The organism is Pannus brasiliensis CCIBt3594 (genome assembly GCF_036688125.1).
Taxonomy (GTDB): Bacteria; Cyanobacteriota; Cyanobacteriia; order Cyanobacteriales; family Microcystaceae; genus Pannus; species Pannus brasiliensis.
On the sequence record NZ_JBAFSM010000033.1, the window covers coordinates 1 to 18,678 of the forward strand.

Sequence of the window (18,678 nt, forward strand, 5' to 3'; positions counted from 1 at the left end):
TCCCCCGGCCGTCACTCCGATCGAGGAAACGGAAGAAATCGCCGATAGCGAACTCTTGAAAGCGGCGCAAAGTTTCGCCAAGTTTTTCGAGGGCGAGATCGTCAATATGGGACAGAACGCGGCGGAAACACACCCGAAAGAGGTGAAAGCGGAAAAAACGACCGCCAATACCCCGATCGTCCGGGGACGGCCCGATGTATCTGAAATTATGGAAACTCTAGAAGATGATGAGGATATTCCGTTTTAAATTAACAGACCTCTTGCACAATTCGTTTTTAGCGATAATATTCTTCATTACTTCTCCCGACTCCTGACTCCCTGACCATACGACAATTTTTGAATTCCGCGCGGATGTCTACCGATCGCATCGCGTGTCCTCGCGAATATTCCAACTCCCGTCCGTATCGAACAGAAATAAACATTTTTTTTCCGGTGTCCCCGGCGCGATCAGGGTGAGCCGGCCTAACTGTCCCCAAGACCCTCCTAAACCGCCCCGCGTGTCCGCCCAACTCACCCGATAAATCTTGCCATTATTTCCCGCCACCCCGGTTCCCTTGCGTAATGTGGAATTATCTTCATCGATACTGACCCCGCGGGTTAATAACTGCCAATCCGTCACGTCCTCACAATTACTCCCTTGAATCCTGGCGTGCCGGAGCTGTTCGTTATCGATCTCCTCCATACATAACGTCCAGGGATTCGTTCCCTCCCCCATCGCCTGATAACGGGTGGTTCTCCAGTGCGCCGCCAGTTCGGACGCGGCGATATTCAATCGCGTCCACGCCATCAAACGCAAGAGTATCGATAATCCGATCGCCAAGAGAATTCCCAATAGAACGAGGGTAATTAATAACTCTAATAAAGTGACTCCCGATTCGGAACCCTTCACCCCGCGGGGAGAAAAACGCCGATACTGTCGGTAGGAGGCGATAGAGAACATCTCGATCGGAAGAGGCTTCTAGACTTTTTCCGACTCTAGCACCGGATCTCTCGCTCGAAAGTCACAGCTTTTTCCCCATTCCCCTCCCTCTAGCGGGGGATCTCTCGATCGAATCCCCCCGTTTTTGTTATCCTCCCCTAACAAAAGATCGCCCGATCGAGAGTCCGAGACGCTCTCCCCATCCCGGCGGCCGGCGCTCGACTATCCCCCTCCCCCGCTCGCCGAAAAACTTACCCCGTAACGCTTACCGTTTTTTCTCCCCTCGTGCCGAACGTCGGGACACGATACTTTTCCCCCGCGCGGGAAGCCATCGATCGAAGGTCACAACTTTTCCCATCACCTATCTTTAGTTAGAAATTTCTCGATCGAGTGTCATCAATACGGGACGCATAGTGTATCACCGTTTACGTCCCCGCTCTCCACGCGTCCAGCGCCATCTGATGGATCTCGCGCCAGGGTAGATCCGTTTTGCGGGCGATCGAGGCGCAATCCTCGTATTCGGGCTGAACAGTGAAGGGTCGCTCGATCGAATCCCGATAGCCGATTTTCACCCGCACCGTACCGTGGGGCGTTTCTACCGTCCGGATCTCCCGTTGGAGGATCGATCGCTCCTGTACTCTCCGTCGGATGCCGAAGGTGGTCGTTTCCCGGAAAATCAGTGTTTCACAAGTAACCATTAACTCCACGGGACAGAGGACGGTTACTAAAATACCCGAGCGGGATTTTTTCAGGGTGATGGCTTGGGTGAAAACGTCCAGCGCGCCCGCGGCCAGGAGATTTTCTAACAGATACGCGATCGCCCGCGGTTCGAGATCGTCGATCTGCGTTTCTAAAATGCCGATTGTCTCGATATTCTCCCGATTTTCCACCTCCTTTTTCCCCAACCAGAGCCGGAGAATATTGGGAATCGGAAAATCTTTCGTTCCCGCGCCGAGGCCGATTTTCTCCAACCGCATGGCCGGGGGCGCGCCGAAACCGAGCGTGAGAGTGGTGGCGATCGCCGCTCCCGTGGGCGTGACCAGTTCCCCCTCGATACCGTTACTATAGATCGGGACCTGCCGACTCTCCCAGAGTTTCACCACCGCGGGGACGGGGACGGGTAAACGTCCGTGGGCGGCCTTGACCGTACCGCTTCCCGTCGGTAACGGGGAACAGTAGAATTCCTCCACTCCTAACCAATCGAGTCCGAGACAGGTGCCGACGATATCCACGATCGCGTCCGTCGCGCCGACCTCGTGAAAATGTACCTTTTCCGGGGCGATCCCGTGAACCGCTCCCTCGGCGATCGCCAGTCGATCGAAAATCTGTAAACTCCATTCTCTCGCCCGCGGGGGTAGATCCGCCTTTTGAATGAGAGATCGGATGGTGGGGAGATGACGGGCGGGAGTATGATGGGAATGGTGATGATGCTCCCCTCCTGACTCCCGGCTCCCGGCTCCTGACTCCTGATTCCGGGCGGGAGTATGATGGGAATGGTGATCCCGCTCCCCTCCTGACTCCCGGCTCCCGGCTCCTGACTCCTGACTCCGGGCGGGAGTGCTCCCCTCCTGACTCCCGGCTCCCGGCTCCTGACTCCTGACTCCGGGCGGGAGTATGATGGGAATGGTGATGATGCTCCGGTTTCTCTTCTCGCGTTAGATCGACGTGTACTTTCGTGGCTATCTGCCCGCGTCGATGGACTTTTTCCGAGCGCAGTTCGTACTCCGACGCGATCCCCAAAGACTTTAACCGCTCGCTCAGGTATTCTAGCGGGACTCCTAGATCCACGAGCGCGCCCAAACACATATCCCCCGCGATCCCCGTCGGACAATCCCAATAGGCTACGGTTATCCCATCATGGCTACCTTTTACTCTCTCCATCCCGAAAATCCCCAACAGCGATCGATCCAGGAAATCTGTCACTCCCTCAAAAACGGGGCGATCATGCTGTATCCCACCGATACGGTCTACGCGATCGGTTGCGATCTCAACGTCAAATCCGCGGTCGAGCGGGTACGGCAGATCAAGCGATTATCCAATGATAAACCGTTGACGTTTCTCTGTTCCTCCCTGTCGAATATTTCCGAGTACGCGGTCGTAACCGATAGGGCCTACAAGATCATGAAGCGTCTCATTCCCGGCCCCTATACCTTCCTCCTGCCGGCCACGAAATTAGTCCCCAAACTGGTGATGAACCCGAAACGGAAAACCACGGGGATTCGCGTTCCCGATCACGAGATCTGCCACGCGCTCGTCGAAACGCTGGAAAATCCGATTATCTCCACTTCCGCGCACCTTCCCGATGAAGAGGGTGATTTCCCGACGATCGGCCTCGAAAGCGCCCGATTATTCGACGCGCTCGATAAAGTGGTCGATATTATCGTCGAGAACGGCCGCGATCCGGGGGATAAGGTCTCGACGATCGTCGATCTGACCACCGATGAACCCGATATCGTTCGCGAGGGATTGGGATGGGAGGAGTTACAACCCTGGTTGGTGTCGTGAGTCGGTGTAGGGTGGGCGATCGCGAGGCGGTTCCCACCGAGAAACCGGAATCCGGGCGATCGCTCCGTCTTTTCCGCTCCCGATCGACGATCGAAAATAATATTTACCTAAATTTTAGAATAATAACGGAAATATAAAAAATATTTTCGTTATTTCAATTTTTATTTCCCTCTATCTATTTTTCGCGCGAATTCTCGCGCGATTAATTCGTCTCGCGCGTCCCTCTCTCTACCGATCCCCGGATTCCCGGATCTCGAAAAAGAAATCTTCCGCGCGGGGATCGCGAATGTCAACCTTTACGGTATGATTGGGGTCATTAATAATTTTTTAATCTATTGCAGAAACGTAGAGGGCAAGACGCAGTGATTAGAGTAGCGATCAACGGGTTCGGACGGATCGGACGTAATTTCTTGAGATGTTGGTTAGGGCGTACCGATAGCCAGTTAGAAGTGGTGGGGATCAATGACACATCCGATCCCAGAAGTAACGCTCACCTACTGAAATACGATTCGATGCTCGGCAAATTAAACGCCACGATCGAAGCGGACGAAAATTCCCTAACCGTCAACGGAAAAACGATCAAGTGTTACTCCGATCGCAATCCCCTCAACCTCCCCTGGGCGGAATGGGGTGTCGATCTCGTGATCGAATCGACCGGGGTTTTCGTCGATGAAGAAGGCGCGTCCAAGCACATCGCCGCCGGCGCGAAAAAAGTTCTCATCACCGCCCCCGGAAAAGGTTCCGGCGTGGGAACCTACGTGGTGGGCGTAAACGCGGACGAGTACGAACACGATAAATATAACGTGATCAGCAACGCCAGTTGTACCACCAACTGTCTCGCCCCCGTGGTGAAAGTGATTCACGAGAATTTCGGCATCATCAAAGGCACGATGACCACCACCCACAGCTACACCGGGGACCAGCGGATTCTCGATGCCAGCCACCGGGATCTCCGTCGCGCCCGCGCCGCGGCCGTGAATATCGTTCCCACCTCCACCGGCGCGGCGAAAGCGGTCGCCCTCGTCATCCCCGAAATGAAAGGAAAACTCAACGGGATCGCCCTGCGCGTGCCGACCCCCAACGTTTCCGTCGTGGATCTGGTGGCGCAGGTGGAGAAAAACACGATCGCCGAACAGGTGAACGAAGTCCTCAAAGAAGCGGCGGAAAACAAGCTGAAAGGGATTCTCGAATACAACGAGTTACCCCTCGTTTCCTCCGACTACCGCGGGACCGACGCTTCCTCGATCGTCGATGCCAGCCTGACGATGGTGATGGGCGGCGATATGGTGAAAGTGATCGCCTGGTACGATAACGAGTGGGGTTACTCCCAGCGCGTGGTTGACCTCGCGGAAGTTGTCGCCAAGAAGTGGAAAGCCTAAGAGATTGACGGATAGAGACGTGGGAAACCGCGTCTCTATTTTTTTAACTGCCAATTCGCGTTAAAAAAGCGTCGATACACTCCCTCGGTGACAAAGAGCGCGGTCAGCAGGTTAGCGAGGGCGATCGCGAACAGGATCAGGATCTGGTAAGAGGCGGCGTTTAAGGGGTCGATCCCGGCCAGTACCTGCCCGGTGAACATCCCCGGCAAACTGACTAAACCCACCACCATCATCTGATTGAGGGTGGGGATCAGACTCGCCCGGATCGCCTCCCGTCGGTAGGTCTCGATCGACTGGCGCGGATCGGCCCCCAGACAGAGACGGGTCTCGATTTCGAGATGATTCCGCTCGATCGATCCGGTCAATCTCTCCCCCGCGAGGGACGCGCTATTCATGGCGTTCCCCAGTACCATCCCCGTCAGCGGGATCAGGTATTGCGGCGAGTACCATCGTTCCGGTTGGACGATCAGGGCGATCGTGTAACCGAGCGTTAGGGTACTACTCACGAGTAAAGACCCGAAAACGAGGGGAAATAAGCCCTTATCTCGTCGATCGATCCGATTCTTGGCGACAACGGCGGCGATCGCCATCATCACGCCGACAATCCCCAACACGGCGAGAGGGTTATCTAACTCGAAAACGATCGCCAGAATATAACCGACGACGAGTAACTGGAGGATTGATCGACCCGCGGCCAGCAGGAACTGTCCCTCCAGATCCAGCCGGGAAAGTCGCGACAGCACCGCGCACATCCCGATCATGCCCAACGCCCAACCCAAATCCCCGAAATCTAATTCCACCGGTCCATTCATAAAAAAATCCGAGATAGAGCGATCGCTTAAAAATCCGGCGCGAGAAACAAATATAATCGTTATTCAGTCCGTCTATTCTGAAATTTACGAGGAGTACGAGGATCGGTTCAAACCGAAAGCGAACTTTCCCGGCCCGATCGCCCGCGTTCTCCTGCCGCTTTCCGTCTCCCCAGTATAAATTTTTCGAGTGAAAACGCGTGAGTAAAATCCCCCCTGTCGATCTAGCCCGTCAATACCGAACCATCAGCGAGGAAGTGGGCATCGCCGTTCTCGATGTTCTCGGTTCGGGGCGTTATATCGGTGGCGAGACGGTGAGCGAGTTCGAGCGTCAGTTCGCCCGTTATCACGGAACGAGCGATTGTGTCTCCTGTAACTCGGGAACCGATGCCCTGTATCTCGCCCTACGCGCCCTCGGTATCGGGCCCGGCGACGAGGTGATCACCTCCCCCTTCACCTTCATCGCCACCGCGGAAACGATCACGATGGTGGGGGCGACTCCCGTTTTCGTCGATATCGACCTCGACACCTTCAACCTCGACGTGACGAAAATCGAGGCGGCGATCACCGCGAACACGAAAGCGATCGTTCCCGTACACCTTTTCGGTCAATCTGTCAATATGTCCGCGGTTATGGAAATCGCCCGATCGCGCGGTCTCTTCGTGATCGAGGATTGCGCCCAGGCGACCGGGGCGGAGTGGGACGGTCAAAAAGTCGGCTCTATCGGCGATATCGGTTGTTTTAGCTTTTTCCCGACCAAAAATCTCGGCGGTTGCGGCGACGGGGGGGCGATCGCCACGAATAACCCGGAACTCGCGGCCCTGATCCGGATGATTAAAGAACACGGTAGTAAAGTCCGCTACGTTCACGAGGCGATCGGGGTGAATAGTCGCTTAGACGCGATACAGGCGGCGATCTTACAGATTAAACTGAAATATCTCGATCTCTGGAACGATCGACGCGCGGAAGTGGCGCGACGCTATGACGAACTTTTACAACCTTTACCGAATATTACCTTACCTTCCGCGTTAGTCGGGGGGAAACACGTTTGGAACCAATACACGATCCTCGTGGAAAATCGCGATCGAGTGCGGGAAGGACTGCTGGAACGAGACGCGATCTCGATGGTTTACTATCCGATCCCCCTGCATTTACAGCCGGTCTATCAATCTCTCGGCTACCGAAAAGGACAGTTTCCCGTCTCCGAACTCGCGGCCGAAAAAGTGTTATCCCTGCCCATGTTCCCCGATTTAACGCTGGAAGAACAGCAACAGGTGACGCTCGCTTTAAAAGATTGTCTGGAATAGATCTCCCGCGAAACTCAAAAATCTCTCGTCGGGACAGGAGTCAGGAGTCAGGAGTCAGGAAGTTCGCTGATTTCGTACTCTTCCTTTGGTCAAGAATGGGAGTCAGGGGGAGAAAGGAGAATTTAAAAGAGAATAAACGTATAAAGAGTTTATTTTTCGCTAAATATTCTTGAAATCGTAATTTTCTAGTTGAATTTGACTGTATATAATCACTCTGGCGGGAGGTCTAATCGATCGCCCGATAGGATCGAGATCTAGCCTAACAGTTCGTGGACGGAAACCTGTAGAGAAACGCCGCGATGATCGGGGGGGAAAATGCAAATTCTCGCCCCGTTGCCGGTAATTTCGGCCAATTGTCGGGCGACCGTTTCGATATCGCCGATAATCTGCCAGTACGCGTCGTCGGTGGGACAGTGGAGGACGAAATCGAGGCTACTGGCACCGATCGCGAAATGCCATTTACAGGGGGCGAGCAGAGAGAGGAGAATCGGACTACAGGAGTCGTGAAAGGTTCGATCGAGCGCCTCCTGAAGTTGTTCGTGTAGGCGGCGATCGAGGGAAGTCAGACGGGGAAAGCGATCGTCGGGAGGAAGAGAAGTATTCATCGGGGCGACGGGAGTACCGATCTCGAACGGGTCTATCTCTATTTTCTCCTGTTTTGAGAAATTGTTAAGAGCGCGAGCGGGATCGATCGGACGCGCGGGGAATGAACGGTATTTCTCGATCGTCCGCGAGGCCGAGCCAAGCGCCGAAAACTTTCCCCTATCTCCGAGAAAAAGGCTGTAAACGCGGGATCGCCGCCCCGAGCGCCTCCCTCCCGTTAAAGAAAACTTATCACCCTCACAAGTTATTCAAACGACGGAGACGGTTCACGCTCGGCTTTCTTCTCCATAATGAACGGTAGGGAGAACTTTTATCGATCGAGGCTACCTTACTATGGAAATGAGTCAATTAGAAATTTTCAGCATCATTCTTTTCAACGCAACGGTCTGTCTGTTTTTGCCCCGGTTCCTACATCTCGCCACTTCTGCCAAGAAGAATTAATCGCTCGAACTCATCGGGAGGAACGAACGCGAAAGATATGGCTCGGGACAAAGGAAACACCCCGGCCGGCTCCCGCGGTATAATCGACTCACTTTCTAGAAATGCCGACGCGCTATGCCCGATACTATCCCCCAAAGCTGGCGGGAGGAAATTACCTCCCTACCTCCCTGGTTACGACGCTCGATCGGTAAAGCGAGCGAACTATCCACCGTTCAACGGATTATCAAGCAGAGAAATATTCACACGATCTGCGAGGAGGGGAGATGTCCCAACCGGGGAGAATGCTACGCGCGGGGGACGGCGACTTTTTTGTTGATGGGGCCGACTTGTACCCGCGCCTGCGGTTTCTGTCAGGTGGATAAGGGACACGCTCCCATGCCTCTCGATCCGGACGAACCGCGCAAGGTGGCGGAGGCGGTAACACTTTTAAATTTACGCTATGTCGTGCTGACTTCCGTGGCGAGGGACGATCTAGCGGACGGGGGCGCGGGATGGTTCGCGCGGACGATGGACGCGATCCGCGAGAGTAACCCGGAAACGGAGATCGAAGTTTTAACCCCCGATTTCTGGAGCGGTAAGGGGGGACGGGAAAGCCAACGGGAGAGGGTAGCGACGGTGGTGAACGCCCGGCCGGCCTGTTTCAATCATAATATCGAGACGGTGAGACGTTTACAGGATCGGGTGAGACGGGGCGCGAAGTACGATCGCTCCCTCGATGTCCTCCGTCTGGTGAAGGAATTCGACGCGAGTATCCCGACGAAATCGGGAATCATGGTGGGACACGGCGAGACGGAAGCGGAGATTATCGAGACGATGGCGGATTTACGGGCGATCGATTGCGATCGACTGACGATCGGCCAGTATATGCGTCCCTCCCACGAACATCTACCCGTCCAGAAATATTGGACTCCCGAAGAGTTCGATCGCTTGGGAGCGATCGCCCGCGAGATGGGTTTCTCCCACGTTCGATCGGGCCCCCTGGTGCGGAGTTCCTACCACGCGGGGGAAGAGGAATAGATCGGGGAGTCAGGAGTCAGGAGACAGGAGACAGGAGTCAGGAGACAGGAGTCGGGAGGAAAAAGGTAGGATCGGTGATGTCAGAGGAGACAGAAGGCAGGAGACAGGAGGCGGATTTTTAGAGGGAAGCTTGTACCCCGAAAACTTTTTCCTCGGTTTCCGGCTAAAACCCGATCGATCTTCTCGAATTCTCAACTCTCCCGGCTTTTCGATGAGACTTCTGACATCCTTCTTTTTCGAGCGTCTAAGCTTTGGGGGGATTTTTAAAGATCGCGTTCTTGATTATTCCTCCTGTCTCCTGACTCCTGACTCCTGTCTCCTGACTCCTGAGTTTTTAACCGTTTTATCAAATTATCCCGAGAGGTCTGATGGAATTAGAAAAGGTGATACGGGAGGAACTTGAAACTTCCCCGAAAAAGCGGATAACCTTCGAGCGGTTCATGGATCTCGCCCTGTATCACCCGGATCACGGCTATTACACCTCTGGAACCGTGGAAATCGGCGCGCGAGGGGATTTTTTCACCTCCTCGTCTCTCGGGACGGATTTCGGGGAATTGCTGGCGGAACAATTCGTCGAGATGGCGGAAATTCTCGACGCGCGATCGTTCACGCTGGTGGAGGTGGGCGCGGGTTCGGGGGTTCTCGCGCGCGATATTCTCGACTACCTCCGTCGGCAACACGCGGGCTTTTACGAGAACCTCCGCTATATCATCGTCGAACAGTCTCCGGGATTGATCGATCGACAGCGGGAAACCTTACGCGAGTGTGTTGACATAATCGACAAAGTGTGCTGGAAGACGTGGGAGGAACTGGACTCGATCGAGGGCTGTATTTTTAGTAACGAGTTAATCGACGCGTTTCCCGTGCATCAAGTGGTGATTCAATCCGGGGAGTTACGGGAAATCTATGTCACCGCGAACGGGGAAACTTTCGAGGAAGTGGTGGGGGAATTATCCACCGACGATATCCGAGCGTATTTCGAGTTGGTGGGGGTTAAGATTCCTTCTGACGCGTACCCGGAGGGGTATCGGACGGAGGTGAATCTCGGGGCTTTACGATGGTTGGAAACGGTGAGCGCGAAGATCGATCGGGGGTATCTGGTATCGATCGATTACGGTTATCCCGCGGAGAAATACTATCACCCGCAAAGATATCGCGGGACGTTACAGTGTTATTTCCAACACAAGCGACACGAGAATCCCTATCTCTATATCGGGCAACAAGATATCACGACTCATATCGATTTTACCGCCCTAGAACGTCAGGGGGAAAAAGTCGGTTTATCGCGGTTAGGTTTCACGCGACAGGGGATGTTTTTAATGGCGTTGGGATTGGGCGATCGATTGCTGGATCTCTCTAGCCCGAAGGTGGATATCGCCACCGTTTTCCGGCGTCGCGACGCGTTACACCAACTGATCGATCCGACGGGTTTGGGAGGATTCGGGGTGATGATCCAGGGTAAGAGAGTCCCGGATCGGGTTTTGCGAGGATTGCGGGAAGGGTAAGGGGCGATCGGATCTCGATCGACGGGAGGCTAGAGGTTTTGCGGGTTCCAGGCTAATACCGATAAGAGTAATTATCGGATCTAGCTCTCGATCGACCCCCGAAAACGGGGACTCTCCCCGACGGCGATCGACAAGAATACCCAACCCGTGAAACCCGACCGATCGGGATTACAATGAGGTGGCCCGGATCGTCCCGATCCCCCCGTTGACAACCCGCTGTCCCCGCGTTGTACCCTTACGGGAATTCCGATAATAATCGCACTCGGCCTTGAAAGATCGTCCGTGACTTCGAGAGAGCGGATCTTACAAAAAATTAAACGATCGCGTTTCCGGTTACTTTTTCAGCGGATTCGGGTATTATAAGCGAAATGATCTTGTGACCTAACGCGAGATCCCGATCCGGTTAAAACAAAAAATCTGGTTACCCGGTCCAGTCAGAGGCTTTCATCATGGCGGAATTTTTCAACAATCGAACGCTCGCGAGCGTAATCGTTTTAGGGGTTAGCATCTCTAGTTCTTTCATCTTCTTTCGAGGAAGCCTTATTGGCGTACTCAATGGTTTTTTGGGGGGAGTCGCGACGGGAACCTTGGTGATGGATTCCCGAAAGCGTAAATCCCTATCCGAACGGGAGACGGGAGATAGTAGGAGAGAGAAAGTCCCCTCCCCGGAAGAACCATCGTTTCCCCCCGTTCGATCGAGCGAAAACACGTCGCGTCCCCCCGTTCGATCGCTCGAATCGCCACCGATTTCTCCGGTTCGGCTTCCCGAGCGACCGAAGATCTCGCCGGCCACCAATCCTCAAGGGGAGCGAACGATCGATTGGCTGAATAGCCTCAATATTCAAGTTCTCAAGTCGCGCCAACCCGAACCGAGCGATGAAGTATGGGATCGGGTCGCGTGGCAATTAGGAGAGAATACGAAGAATCCGACTTTCGACAGTCTTTATAGACAGTTAAAAATCGGGATCACTCAAAATACAACTCGATACTTAAATTGTTCCGGTAAATCACAGAAAGATCTGGCTCTATGCTTGGATTTTGTCCGCTTTTTGAAAGATCGCTCTTTTTTAAACTCTTATTCTTATGATAAAAATAATCGGACGATCCGAATCACTCCACCCGAAAATGGTACTATCCGAAATTTCTTAACCGGGGGATGGTTAGAACGGTACATTCATCACAAAATAATCCAATATCTTGAAGAAAAGCAAATTGAATATCAATGCCTCGCGAACCCCGAGTTAAAATTTAGCAATGGCGATATATTCGAGTTGGATTTTTTGTTTCTAATTAACGATTGTCCCGTTTGGATAGAATGTAAATCCGGGCAGAACTTCACGAATAACAATATTTTAAATAACTATTCCCGCCATCAAAAAAAATTACAGACCGGCAAGGAAAACTCGATTTTAGTAATTTACAATATCGCCGACGATCAATCGGTCGAATTAGGTCAACTCTGGAATTTCACTTTTGTCGATCAGCATAATGTTTTAGACGCGCTCCGTTCTTGTTTTCCCGATTTAACGAGCGAGAGTAACGGAGACATATCGGAGAAGAACGAAGAGAGCGAGATGGATAGCGTCGCGATCGATACTCGATCGAACCCTCCCAAAACCATTTCGGCAATACTCCGACAATGTAATGTCCGTCCTTCCCCCGATTGTCGATCGATCGTATTACAAGAACTGATCGAACTTTTTTCCAGGTCTCCACAACCCTTAACTCGAAAAGAAATCAGGGATGTATTATATGAAAAGTTAATGAATCGAGAGGGGATATCCAAGAGTAAAATCCAGGAAATTTTAACGGCACTCGCGAGACAAAAAATTTTTATGGATCGAAATAATCATCCCGTTGAAGAACACGAGTCTCCTATATTTTCTCTGTTTTCTCTAGAGATGATGTTTTTGGAGAGGCAATGTATAGAACAATATATTCGAGTCATTCTTCAACATCAGCCAAATTTTTTTAATCGGGCTAAAAATATTCAAAATTTTCAGGAAGTTAGTGGAACCGGCTATCTCGAAGCCGAAATTAGAAAGATCGTGTTAGAAGTGAAAGATCCCTCTCCGTAATATTTCCGGGAGAGATCCGTCATTTTTAACCGAGGGGGGATGTATTACCGACACATCCCCGAATTGCCTTACTTATACGCCGCGATGCACTTTTCCACCAGTGCCGCTACCGTGTCCACGTCCTTCCAACCGAGGATTTCCGTCACTTTCTTTTCCAGGTTCTTGTAGGTTTTGAAAAACTCGGCGATCTCTTCGAGACGGTGGGGGGAAACATCCTTCAGCGATTTCACCTCCGCGTAACGGGGATCTTTCGCGGGGACGCAGAGGATTTTCTCGTCCCGATCGCCCCCGTCCACCATCTCCAACATCCCGATCGGCCGCGCCGCGATCACGCATCCGGGGAAAGTGGGCTGATCCATCAACACCATCCCGTCGAGGGGATCGCCGTCATCCGCGAGGGTATTGGGAACGAAACCGTAATCGTAGGGATACTGAACCGACGAGTAGAGAACCCGATCGAGCGCGAACGCGTTCATGTCCTTGTCGAACTCGTACTTATTTTTACTCCCGGCGGGAATCTCCACGAGAACGTTGATCAGGCCGGGTTTGGGTTGGGCTGGAATACGCGATAAATCCACGAAAACTCTCCATATACAAAACAGTAACGCCTCTAGCGGGATTCTAAAGGCGTGGAGAAATGAGGCTAAAAAGCACTCTGTATTCACTCCGATCCAAATTTTACTAGGGAGCGGGATCGGCGGAGGTGGTAAAATTCCCGTGGTAACAGGTTGTCTACATCAATTGTTCGGCCTCGATAGGGAATAGGACGCGTTATCGCTGAGGGGTTCGAGATTTCTCGGCGCGGGATTGTACCCGATCGCGATCAGGGGTAACGTTAGGGTCAGGATGGCGATCGCCGTTCCGACAATATTGGCCCACCTATGACTAGGAGGCTCCGAGGTCTTCCCTGACGGGCTACTGGATTCCATAAAGGGGTCGTGTTGAACTCGACAGATGATAGCGATAGGAAAATACCAATCCTATCTTAGTTACTAATTCTATTCTACCCATTTTCCGAAAAGAGTTCGCGTCTATACTTTTCTTCATCGATCGGGAAATCGAGCGGCAAACGGGGATTGAGAGGGAAAGCTCCCCGATCGAGCGGCTTACAAGTGTCGCCGAGCGTTCTACCGATCCTCCGGCGCGGGACATAAAAAAAATGTCTGAAAGGCTTATTTCCTAAGCGTTCCAAACATCTTTTCATTGCAATCGGAGGGTGATATTGACTTTATGTCTTACTTTCGAGCTTACGATAGATACGGGGGTTTAAATGTAGCCTATTTAACCGAAACGCGGGCTTTTCCCGAATAAGCGGCCATTCGCTCTTGAATCACTTTAATGTAGAGATGTTTGAAGGTAGAGCGGATCACGCGGGGTAAACCGAAGTCGATCGGCACGAGGTTATCGGGTAATCGCCAATCCGCGACCCGTAATTCCGACGGGCGCGCTCCGGGAAACTCGATCGAGTCCAGATCCTTTCCGTACCCTAAACGCGCTTGGGCGGCGATCGTCGGAACTCTCGACGGTTCGACTCCCAGTACCTCGATCATAGCTCGATCGAGGGCGAAAACGTCAGCCGAAGCGCCGAGAATCCCTAATTGCCGGGGTTCCCCCCCACTCGGCCCGTTGCCCTCGTGACCGATAATCCCGTCTATAATCGTTAAATCGGGGCTAATGGCTTTCGCGGTCTCCACCAGCATCTCCCCGAAGCGATTCGCGTCCTTACCCGCTTCCATGTGCCACCAGGCTTTCATTTTCCCCGGCACGCAACCGAAAAGATTCTTAACACCCAGCGTCATGGTTAACTGAACGTGGGATTTCACTTTCGGCAGGTTGATCACCACGTCCGCGTCCATCGCTTCCTTGCACAGCCGCAGGTGATCGAAACTCTCGCTGACGGTTTGATAGCGTTTGCCGTGAAATTCGACGATCGGGATGTTTAATTCTTCCAGAAAGGGTAGATATCCGCTCGCTTTCGCCACCCCGCGCGCGCTACCGAAAGCGGGACTATCTCCCATAAAGGGTTTTCCCCCCGCGTCGAGTACCAGACGCGCCACCGCGTGGACGAATTCGGGACGGGTAACGCATTCCTTATCGGGACGACTGCCGGTTAATAGGTTCGGTTTTAAAAGAACTCGATCGCCTGGCTTGACAAATTTACCGATACCCCCTATGGGAGCGAGTACCGTTTCTAAAGAGGCGGTTAGAGAATTGAATTCGTAAGAATCCGCGCGAATCAGGCTGACAGTAGACATATTTAGAAGCTTTCGGCAAGGTTAGCGGGAAATGATTCAACTGGTTGAAACGATCATAACCTTAACTGCCGTTCAGGGTGGGGAGATGCGGAGATGGGGAGATGGGGAGATAGGGAAGAGAAATTTATATAGAAACTCTATCCTCCTGACTCCTGCCTCCTGACTCCTGCCTCCTGCCTCCTGCCTCCTGCCTCCTGACTCCTGCCTCCTGCCTCCCGCTTTACAATTTCGAGCGATCGGTTAAAATCTCGTATCCGGTCTCGGTAACGAGTACGGTATGCTCGAATTGGGCGGAAAGCGCGTTATCCATCGTCACCACCGTCCAACGATCGCGTAGGGTTTTCGTGTGTTTCGATCCGGCGTTGAGGATGGGTTCGATCGCCAGCGTCATCCCGGCGCGTAGTTTGACATTCGGTAGCTCTTTGGTGCGGAAGTTAAACACCGCGGGTTCCTCGTGGAGATTGCGGCCGACCCCGTGACCGGTAAAATCTTCCACGACCCGGAATCCGTTCGCTCTCACATGATCCTCGATCGCCCCGGCGATGTCGAGAAGGGAATTTCCCGGCTTTACCTGTTCGATGCCTTTATATAACGCTTCTTCCGCGGCGCGGAGCAGTTTCCACGCTTTCGGGGAAACCTTGCCGACGGCGATGGTGATGCAGGAATCGCCGTGATAGCCGTTAAAATAGGCTCCCGTGTCCACTTTCAACAGCGATCCCGCTTTAATACGTTTTTTCGGGCTAGGGATGCCGTGAACGACCTCGTTATCGATCGAGGCGCAGATCGACCCCGGAAAGCCGTAATAGCCTTTAAAACTGGGGGTAGCGCCCATTTCCCGAATCCGTTTCTCCGCGCGCGCGTCGATATCCGCGGTGGTCATACCGGGTTCAACGATCTCGGCGATTTCCTTCAGTACCGTGGCGACGATTTTTCCCGCCTGGCGCATGATGGCGATCTCTTCCGGGGATTTGGTCTCGATACCCCGACGGCTTTTTTTCGGACGGGGTAGACCGATTTGTTCTTTTTTCGGCGCGGGAGTAGAGTTTTTGGGTTCGGGAAACAGGAGATCGGTCAGGATATTCATGTAAAAATTATTGTAGCTCCTACTTTAAGGTAGCATCTCTTCCAGTTGAAGCTCTATCACCCTAAACCCAAGAGAAACAATTTACAGCCTTTCTCAGATAAATGAGGTACGTTTTGGGAGCTAGAATCCTTTAGTAGCAAGGGTTTGTCTGTACTTCACCTTTGCGAGAAAGGCTGTAACCGGATCGTTACCCACAACCACAGCCACCACAACCGCCACAACCACAACCGCCACCGCCACAACCGCCACCACCATCGTTACTATTCGGACGGCTAACGCTCGGATAGAGTACGCGGTACAATTCCGGCCAGCAGTCTTTCCAGACTAAAACGCCGGTTCCGAACATGGCGATGGACAACAGCAGTTCGGGATCATCTTTGTTCGCGGTTTTCAAACTTGAATACTGACGATTCCTAAACTCGGCTAAAAATCGCTCTCCAGAAACACTTACACTGGGTTTCTGGAATAGTTGACCACTAAGATATAAGAGACCGAAACACAGGAAAATCAGAAAAAGCACGGGACTTCCACGAGACAATCCCACGAGAATTTTTAGAACCCCCAATCCGAGCAGAAAAATCAGAATCATGGCGGGGTAAATATGGGCTTTTGCCGCTCGCTGTTCTGTTAATAGTAGTCCTAGCTGTTGCAGTCGTTCTTTGAGTTTGTATTCGAGATTTAGTCTCGCGTAGAATAGCAAGGCGTTTATTTCGTCGCCACGGGAAATTTTTTGGGCGACTTCTTTTTCGATCGGATCGGTGATAGAATTAAGATCTACTTCTTTTTTGATGCCGATCGCTTTCGGAGGATTCGAGGAAGGATCGTCTACAATTTCCGCGAATCCCTGTTGTAGTAGACTGGCGATCGCCGTAGTTCTCACCCGTGATTTCCCCCCCGCCAAGTAGGCGATTTCGTAGGGGGTTAAGTTTTCGGGGGGTGGATTCCCGTTGTTGGTCGAACAAAGAGATCTACGCGACCAATAGGCGATCCCCAGGCCGAAGAGGGAAATCAAACTATAAAAAAATAAGAATCGCGGGCCGGTAAAATCGATCGGGTCGAGAGTTTCCGCTGTTGTCCGTGGCGGAAGCTGGGGAGGAGAAAATGGCTGGCCGGTAAAGTCGATAAGATGGAGAGTTCCCGCGCTACTATGACCACTAATAATCATCATAGAAATGAGTAGTAAAACAAAAATAAATTTGATCTTTTTTCGTTTTACTTTCCCGAAAGATAGCCAGTCTATTTTCGGTAAAATCCAATTTTCTCGCGTGTTAATCCAGACAAAATGTAAATCTTTCCCGAAGCGGATTTTCGCGGGCGGCCAGATATCGGGGGGGGGAACCTCGCCGAAGAAACGCTCGTAACTTTCTAGGGTTCGATCGTAGAGATCGTGAAATTTAACCCGTTCCGATTCGCCGCCGCGGGTGGGTTCGTGGTGTAACGGTTGTTGTAAAACATCGCGACAGAATTCTTCCCAATAGGAACGGGTATAGGTTAAATGTAAATGCCAGACCCGATCGACCTGTTCGGACGGGGAAACGATATGCCCCGCGACCATCGCTAAAAAGGTGAATTTCTTGTACTCCCCGATCGCGCGTTCCGTGTATTCGGGAGACCAGCCGTTTTCTTTAGCCAGACGTTTACTAAAAGGGAAACGATCGCCCGGTCGATCGGGCGAGAAAGATTGTATCCTCTCGTATAGCTCCACTTCGGCGGGAGTCATCCGGTCGAAATTAGGATTCATCGTCGTACCTCGCGGGTTCGATATAGGGATTCGGTAAGCTGACGGCCGGATCGTCCCCGGACGGTAAGCTTCCCGATCTGTATATACGGAACCTGTCGCCCGTTTTACGCGAGGCGAGAGACGGGACGAACAAAAATCAACGATTGTAAACCGTAAGACATCGATAACCCTGAAATCCGGAAGATCCGGCATAGTAGAGATAGTTGCCCCTCTAGCCCGGACAGATTCCCCGGACGGCAAGAGCGGGCGAGCTAGAGTGTTTAACGAGAGCGATCGAGGGAAACCGGGGAACGCGAACCGAAAATACAAGCATCTATCCCCTAAAATATCGAGATTTCGGGAATTATATCTTCAGGGTTTGTTTCCTAACCAAGAATTCAGTATTGTCTCGGAAAGGCGCGAGGTATGGAAAAGCGATTCAGTCCAGAACAACTCGAAAAGGTCGTGGCCGAAGCGGATCGATTGTTCCGACGACAGCAAACGGAATTAGATACCGAACAGGTTAGGGATATCCTGCGGGAACTGAACCTGCCCCCGGAATTACTAGAGGAGGCGATGGTGCAGACGAGGCGGCGGGAGGCGTTAGCGGCGCGAAAACGGCGTTCTCGGTGGTTAATCGGTATCGCGGTCGGTTCGATCGCCTTCCTCGCGGTCTCGGCCCTATTCTTGACGTGGAATCAACAACAGACACTAGAGCGCGTGATCGCTCAAAGCGATCGCCTGACCGGGGAGCGGGACACCGGGGGCAACCTAACCGACGTATCGCGCTCGATCGGGGGCGAGGTCTTATTCTATCGGGTCACGTTAGCGAACGCGCGACCGGGACAGAGACTCGCGCTGTCCTGTAACTGGAGCGATCCGAGCGGGCGGATCGTCCATCAAAATCGCTACCGGACCAAAGAAATCACGACCCCCGTCTGGAACACTTTCTGTCGGTATCCCCTCGGAGCGGACGCGCCCGTCGGCCGATGGAAAGTCGAGCTATTTCTCGGCGATCGCCGTCTGGACGAGATGACCTTCGAGGTGCGATAAAAA

General features: G+C 52.7%; 15 protein-coding genes and 2 pseudogenes. 8 read left to right on the forward strand and 9 right to left on the reverse strand.

The window, feature by feature from the left end; translation table 11 throughout:
* Positions 1 to 247 (forward strand): annotated as a pseudogene (locus V0288_RS16100) (hypothetical protein); the annotation flags it as partial.
* A 108-nt stretch (positions 248 to 355) separates the two neighbouring features.
* Here V0288_RS16100 and V0288_RS16105 read toward each other — a convergent pair.
* Together V0288_RS16105 and larC are read right to left on the reverse strand one after the other, a co-directional pair.
* Entirely contained in the window at positions 356 to 940 is a 585-nt protein-coding gene (locus V0288_RS16105; RefSeq protein ID WP_332866159.1) for a prepilin-type N-terminal cleavage/methylation domain-containing protein, read from the reverse strand.
* Positions 941 to 1,347: 407 nt separating this feature from the next.
* Positions 1,348 to 2,751 (reverse strand): annotated as a pseudogene (gene larC / locus V0288_RS16110) (nickel insertion protein); the annotation flags it as partial.
* Between the two features lie 25 nt (positions 2,752 to 2,776).
* Between larC and V0288_RS16120 the strand changes: the two are divergent.
* Both V0288_RS16120 and V0288_RS16125 read left to right on the forward strand, forming a co-directional pair.
* Positions 2,777 to 3,424 (forward strand): L-threonylcarbamoyladenylate synthase, encoded by a 648-nt coding sequence (locus V0288_RS16120; RefSeq protein ID WP_332866160.1) that lies wholly within the window; start codon positions 2,777 to 2,779, stop codon positions 3,422 to 3,424.
* 362 nt (positions 3,425 to 3,786) lie between these two features.
* Complete coding sequence (locus V0288_RS16125; protein WP_332866161.1) at positions 3,787 to 4,803, forward strand: type I glyceraldehyde-3-phosphate dehydrogenase; 1,017 nt, start codon at positions 3,787 to 3,789, stop codon at positions 4,801 to 4,803.
* A 35-nt stretch (positions 4,804 to 4,838) separates the two neighbouring features.
* On the opposite strand, the gene V0288_RS16130 is transcribed toward V0288_RS16125, so the two are convergent.
* The gene (locus tag V0288_RS16130) at positions 4,839 to 5,615 is read right to left on the reverse strand and encodes an ABC transporter permease (protein ID WP_332866162.1); all 777 of its coding nucleotides are present in this window, start codon (positions 5,613 to 5,615) and stop codon (positions 4,839 to 4,841) included.
* Between the two features lie 197 nt (positions 5,616 to 5,812).
* On the opposite strand from V0288_RS16130, the gene V0288_RS16135 reads away from it, so the two are divergent.
* On the forward strand, positions 5,813 to 6,919 hold the full coding sequence (locus V0288_RS16135) for a DegT/DnrJ/EryC1/StrS family aminotransferase (protein WP_332866163.1): 1,107 nt from the start codon (positions 5,813 to 5,815) through the stop codon (positions 6,917 to 6,919).
* A gap of 254 nt (positions 6,920 to 7,173) precedes the next feature.
* Here V0288_RS16135 and V0288_RS16140 read toward each other — a convergent pair whose 3' ends face one another.
* Positions 7,174 to 7,524 (reverse strand): hypothetical protein, encoded by a 351-nt coding sequence (locus tag V0288_RS16140; RefSeq protein ID WP_332866164.1) that lies wholly within the window; start codon positions 7,522 to 7,524, stop codon positions 7,174 to 7,176.
* 553 nt (positions 7,525 to 8,077) lie between these two features.
* Here V0288_RS16140 and lipA point away from each other — a divergent pair.
* The 3 genes from lipA to V0288_RS16155 all read left to right on the forward strand — a co-directional run bounded on the left by lipA (position 8,078) and on the right by V0288_RS16155 (position 12,563).
* Positions 8,078 to 8,980 (forward strand): lipoyl synthase, encoded by a 903-nt coding sequence (gene lipA, locus V0288_RS16145; protein WP_332866165.1) that lies wholly within the window; start codon positions 8,078 to 8,080, stop codon positions 8,978 to 8,980.
* 368 nt (positions 8,981 to 9,348) lie between these two features.
* Entirely contained in the window at positions 9,349 to 10,485 is a 1,137-nt protein-coding gene (locus tag V0288_RS16150) for a class I SAM-dependent methyltransferase (RefSeq protein ID WP_332866166.1), read from the forward strand.
* A gap of 593 nt (positions 10,486 to 11,078) precedes the next feature.
* Positions 11,079 to 12,563, forward strand: coding sequence for a hypothetical protein (locus tag V0288_RS16155; protein WP_332866167.1), 1,485 nt, complete (start codon positions 11,079 to 11,081; stop codon positions 12,561 to 12,563).
* 68 nt (positions 12,564 to 12,631) lie between these two features.
* Here V0288_RS16155 and V0288_RS16160 read toward each other — a convergent pair whose 3' ends face one another.
* From V0288_RS16160 to V0288_RS16180, 5 genes are all read right to left on the reverse strand, one after another.
* A complete protein-coding gene (locus V0288_RS16160) occupies positions 12,632 to 13,141 on the reverse strand; it encodes an inorganic diphosphatase (RefSeq protein ID WP_332866168.1) in 510 nt (169 codons plus the stop codon).
* A gap of 159 nt (positions 13,142 to 13,300) precedes the next feature.
* Positions 13,301 to 13,492: a TLTLP motif-containing protein gene (locus tag V0288_RS16165; RefSeq protein ID WP_332866169.1), complete on the reverse strand. Its 192-nt coding sequence runs from the start codon at positions 13,490 to 13,492 to the stop codon at positions 13,301 to 13,303.
* Positions 13,493 to 13,840: 348 nt separating this feature from the next.
* Complete coding sequence (locus V0288_RS16170) at positions 13,841 to 14,818, reverse strand: Npun_F2552 family protein (RefSeq protein ID WP_332866170.1); 978 nt, start codon at positions 14,816 to 14,818, stop codon at positions 13,841 to 13,843.
* Positions 14,819 to 15,038: 220 nt separating this feature from the next.
* Positions 15,039 to 15,902, reverse strand: coding sequence for a type I methionyl aminopeptidase (gene map / locus V0288_RS16175; protein ID WP_332866171.1), 864 nt, complete (start codon positions 15,900 to 15,902; stop codon positions 15,039 to 15,041).
* Between the two features lie 187 nt (positions 15,903 to 16,089).
* Positions 16,090 to 17,643, reverse strand: coding sequence for a TIGR04222 domain-containing membrane protein (locus V0288_RS16180; protein WP_332866172.1), 1,554 nt, complete (start codon positions 17,641 to 17,643; stop codon positions 16,090 to 16,092).
* A gap of 405 nt (positions 17,644 to 18,048) precedes the next feature.
* Here V0288_RS16180 and V0288_RS16185 point away from each other — a divergent pair, with 405 nt between their 5' ends.
* A complete protein-coding gene (locus tag V0288_RS16185) occupies positions 18,049 to 18,675 on the forward strand; it encodes a hypothetical protein (protein WP_332866173.1) in 627 nt (208 codons plus the stop codon).
* The last annotated feature ends 3 nt before the right edge of the window (positions 18,676 to 18,678 follow it).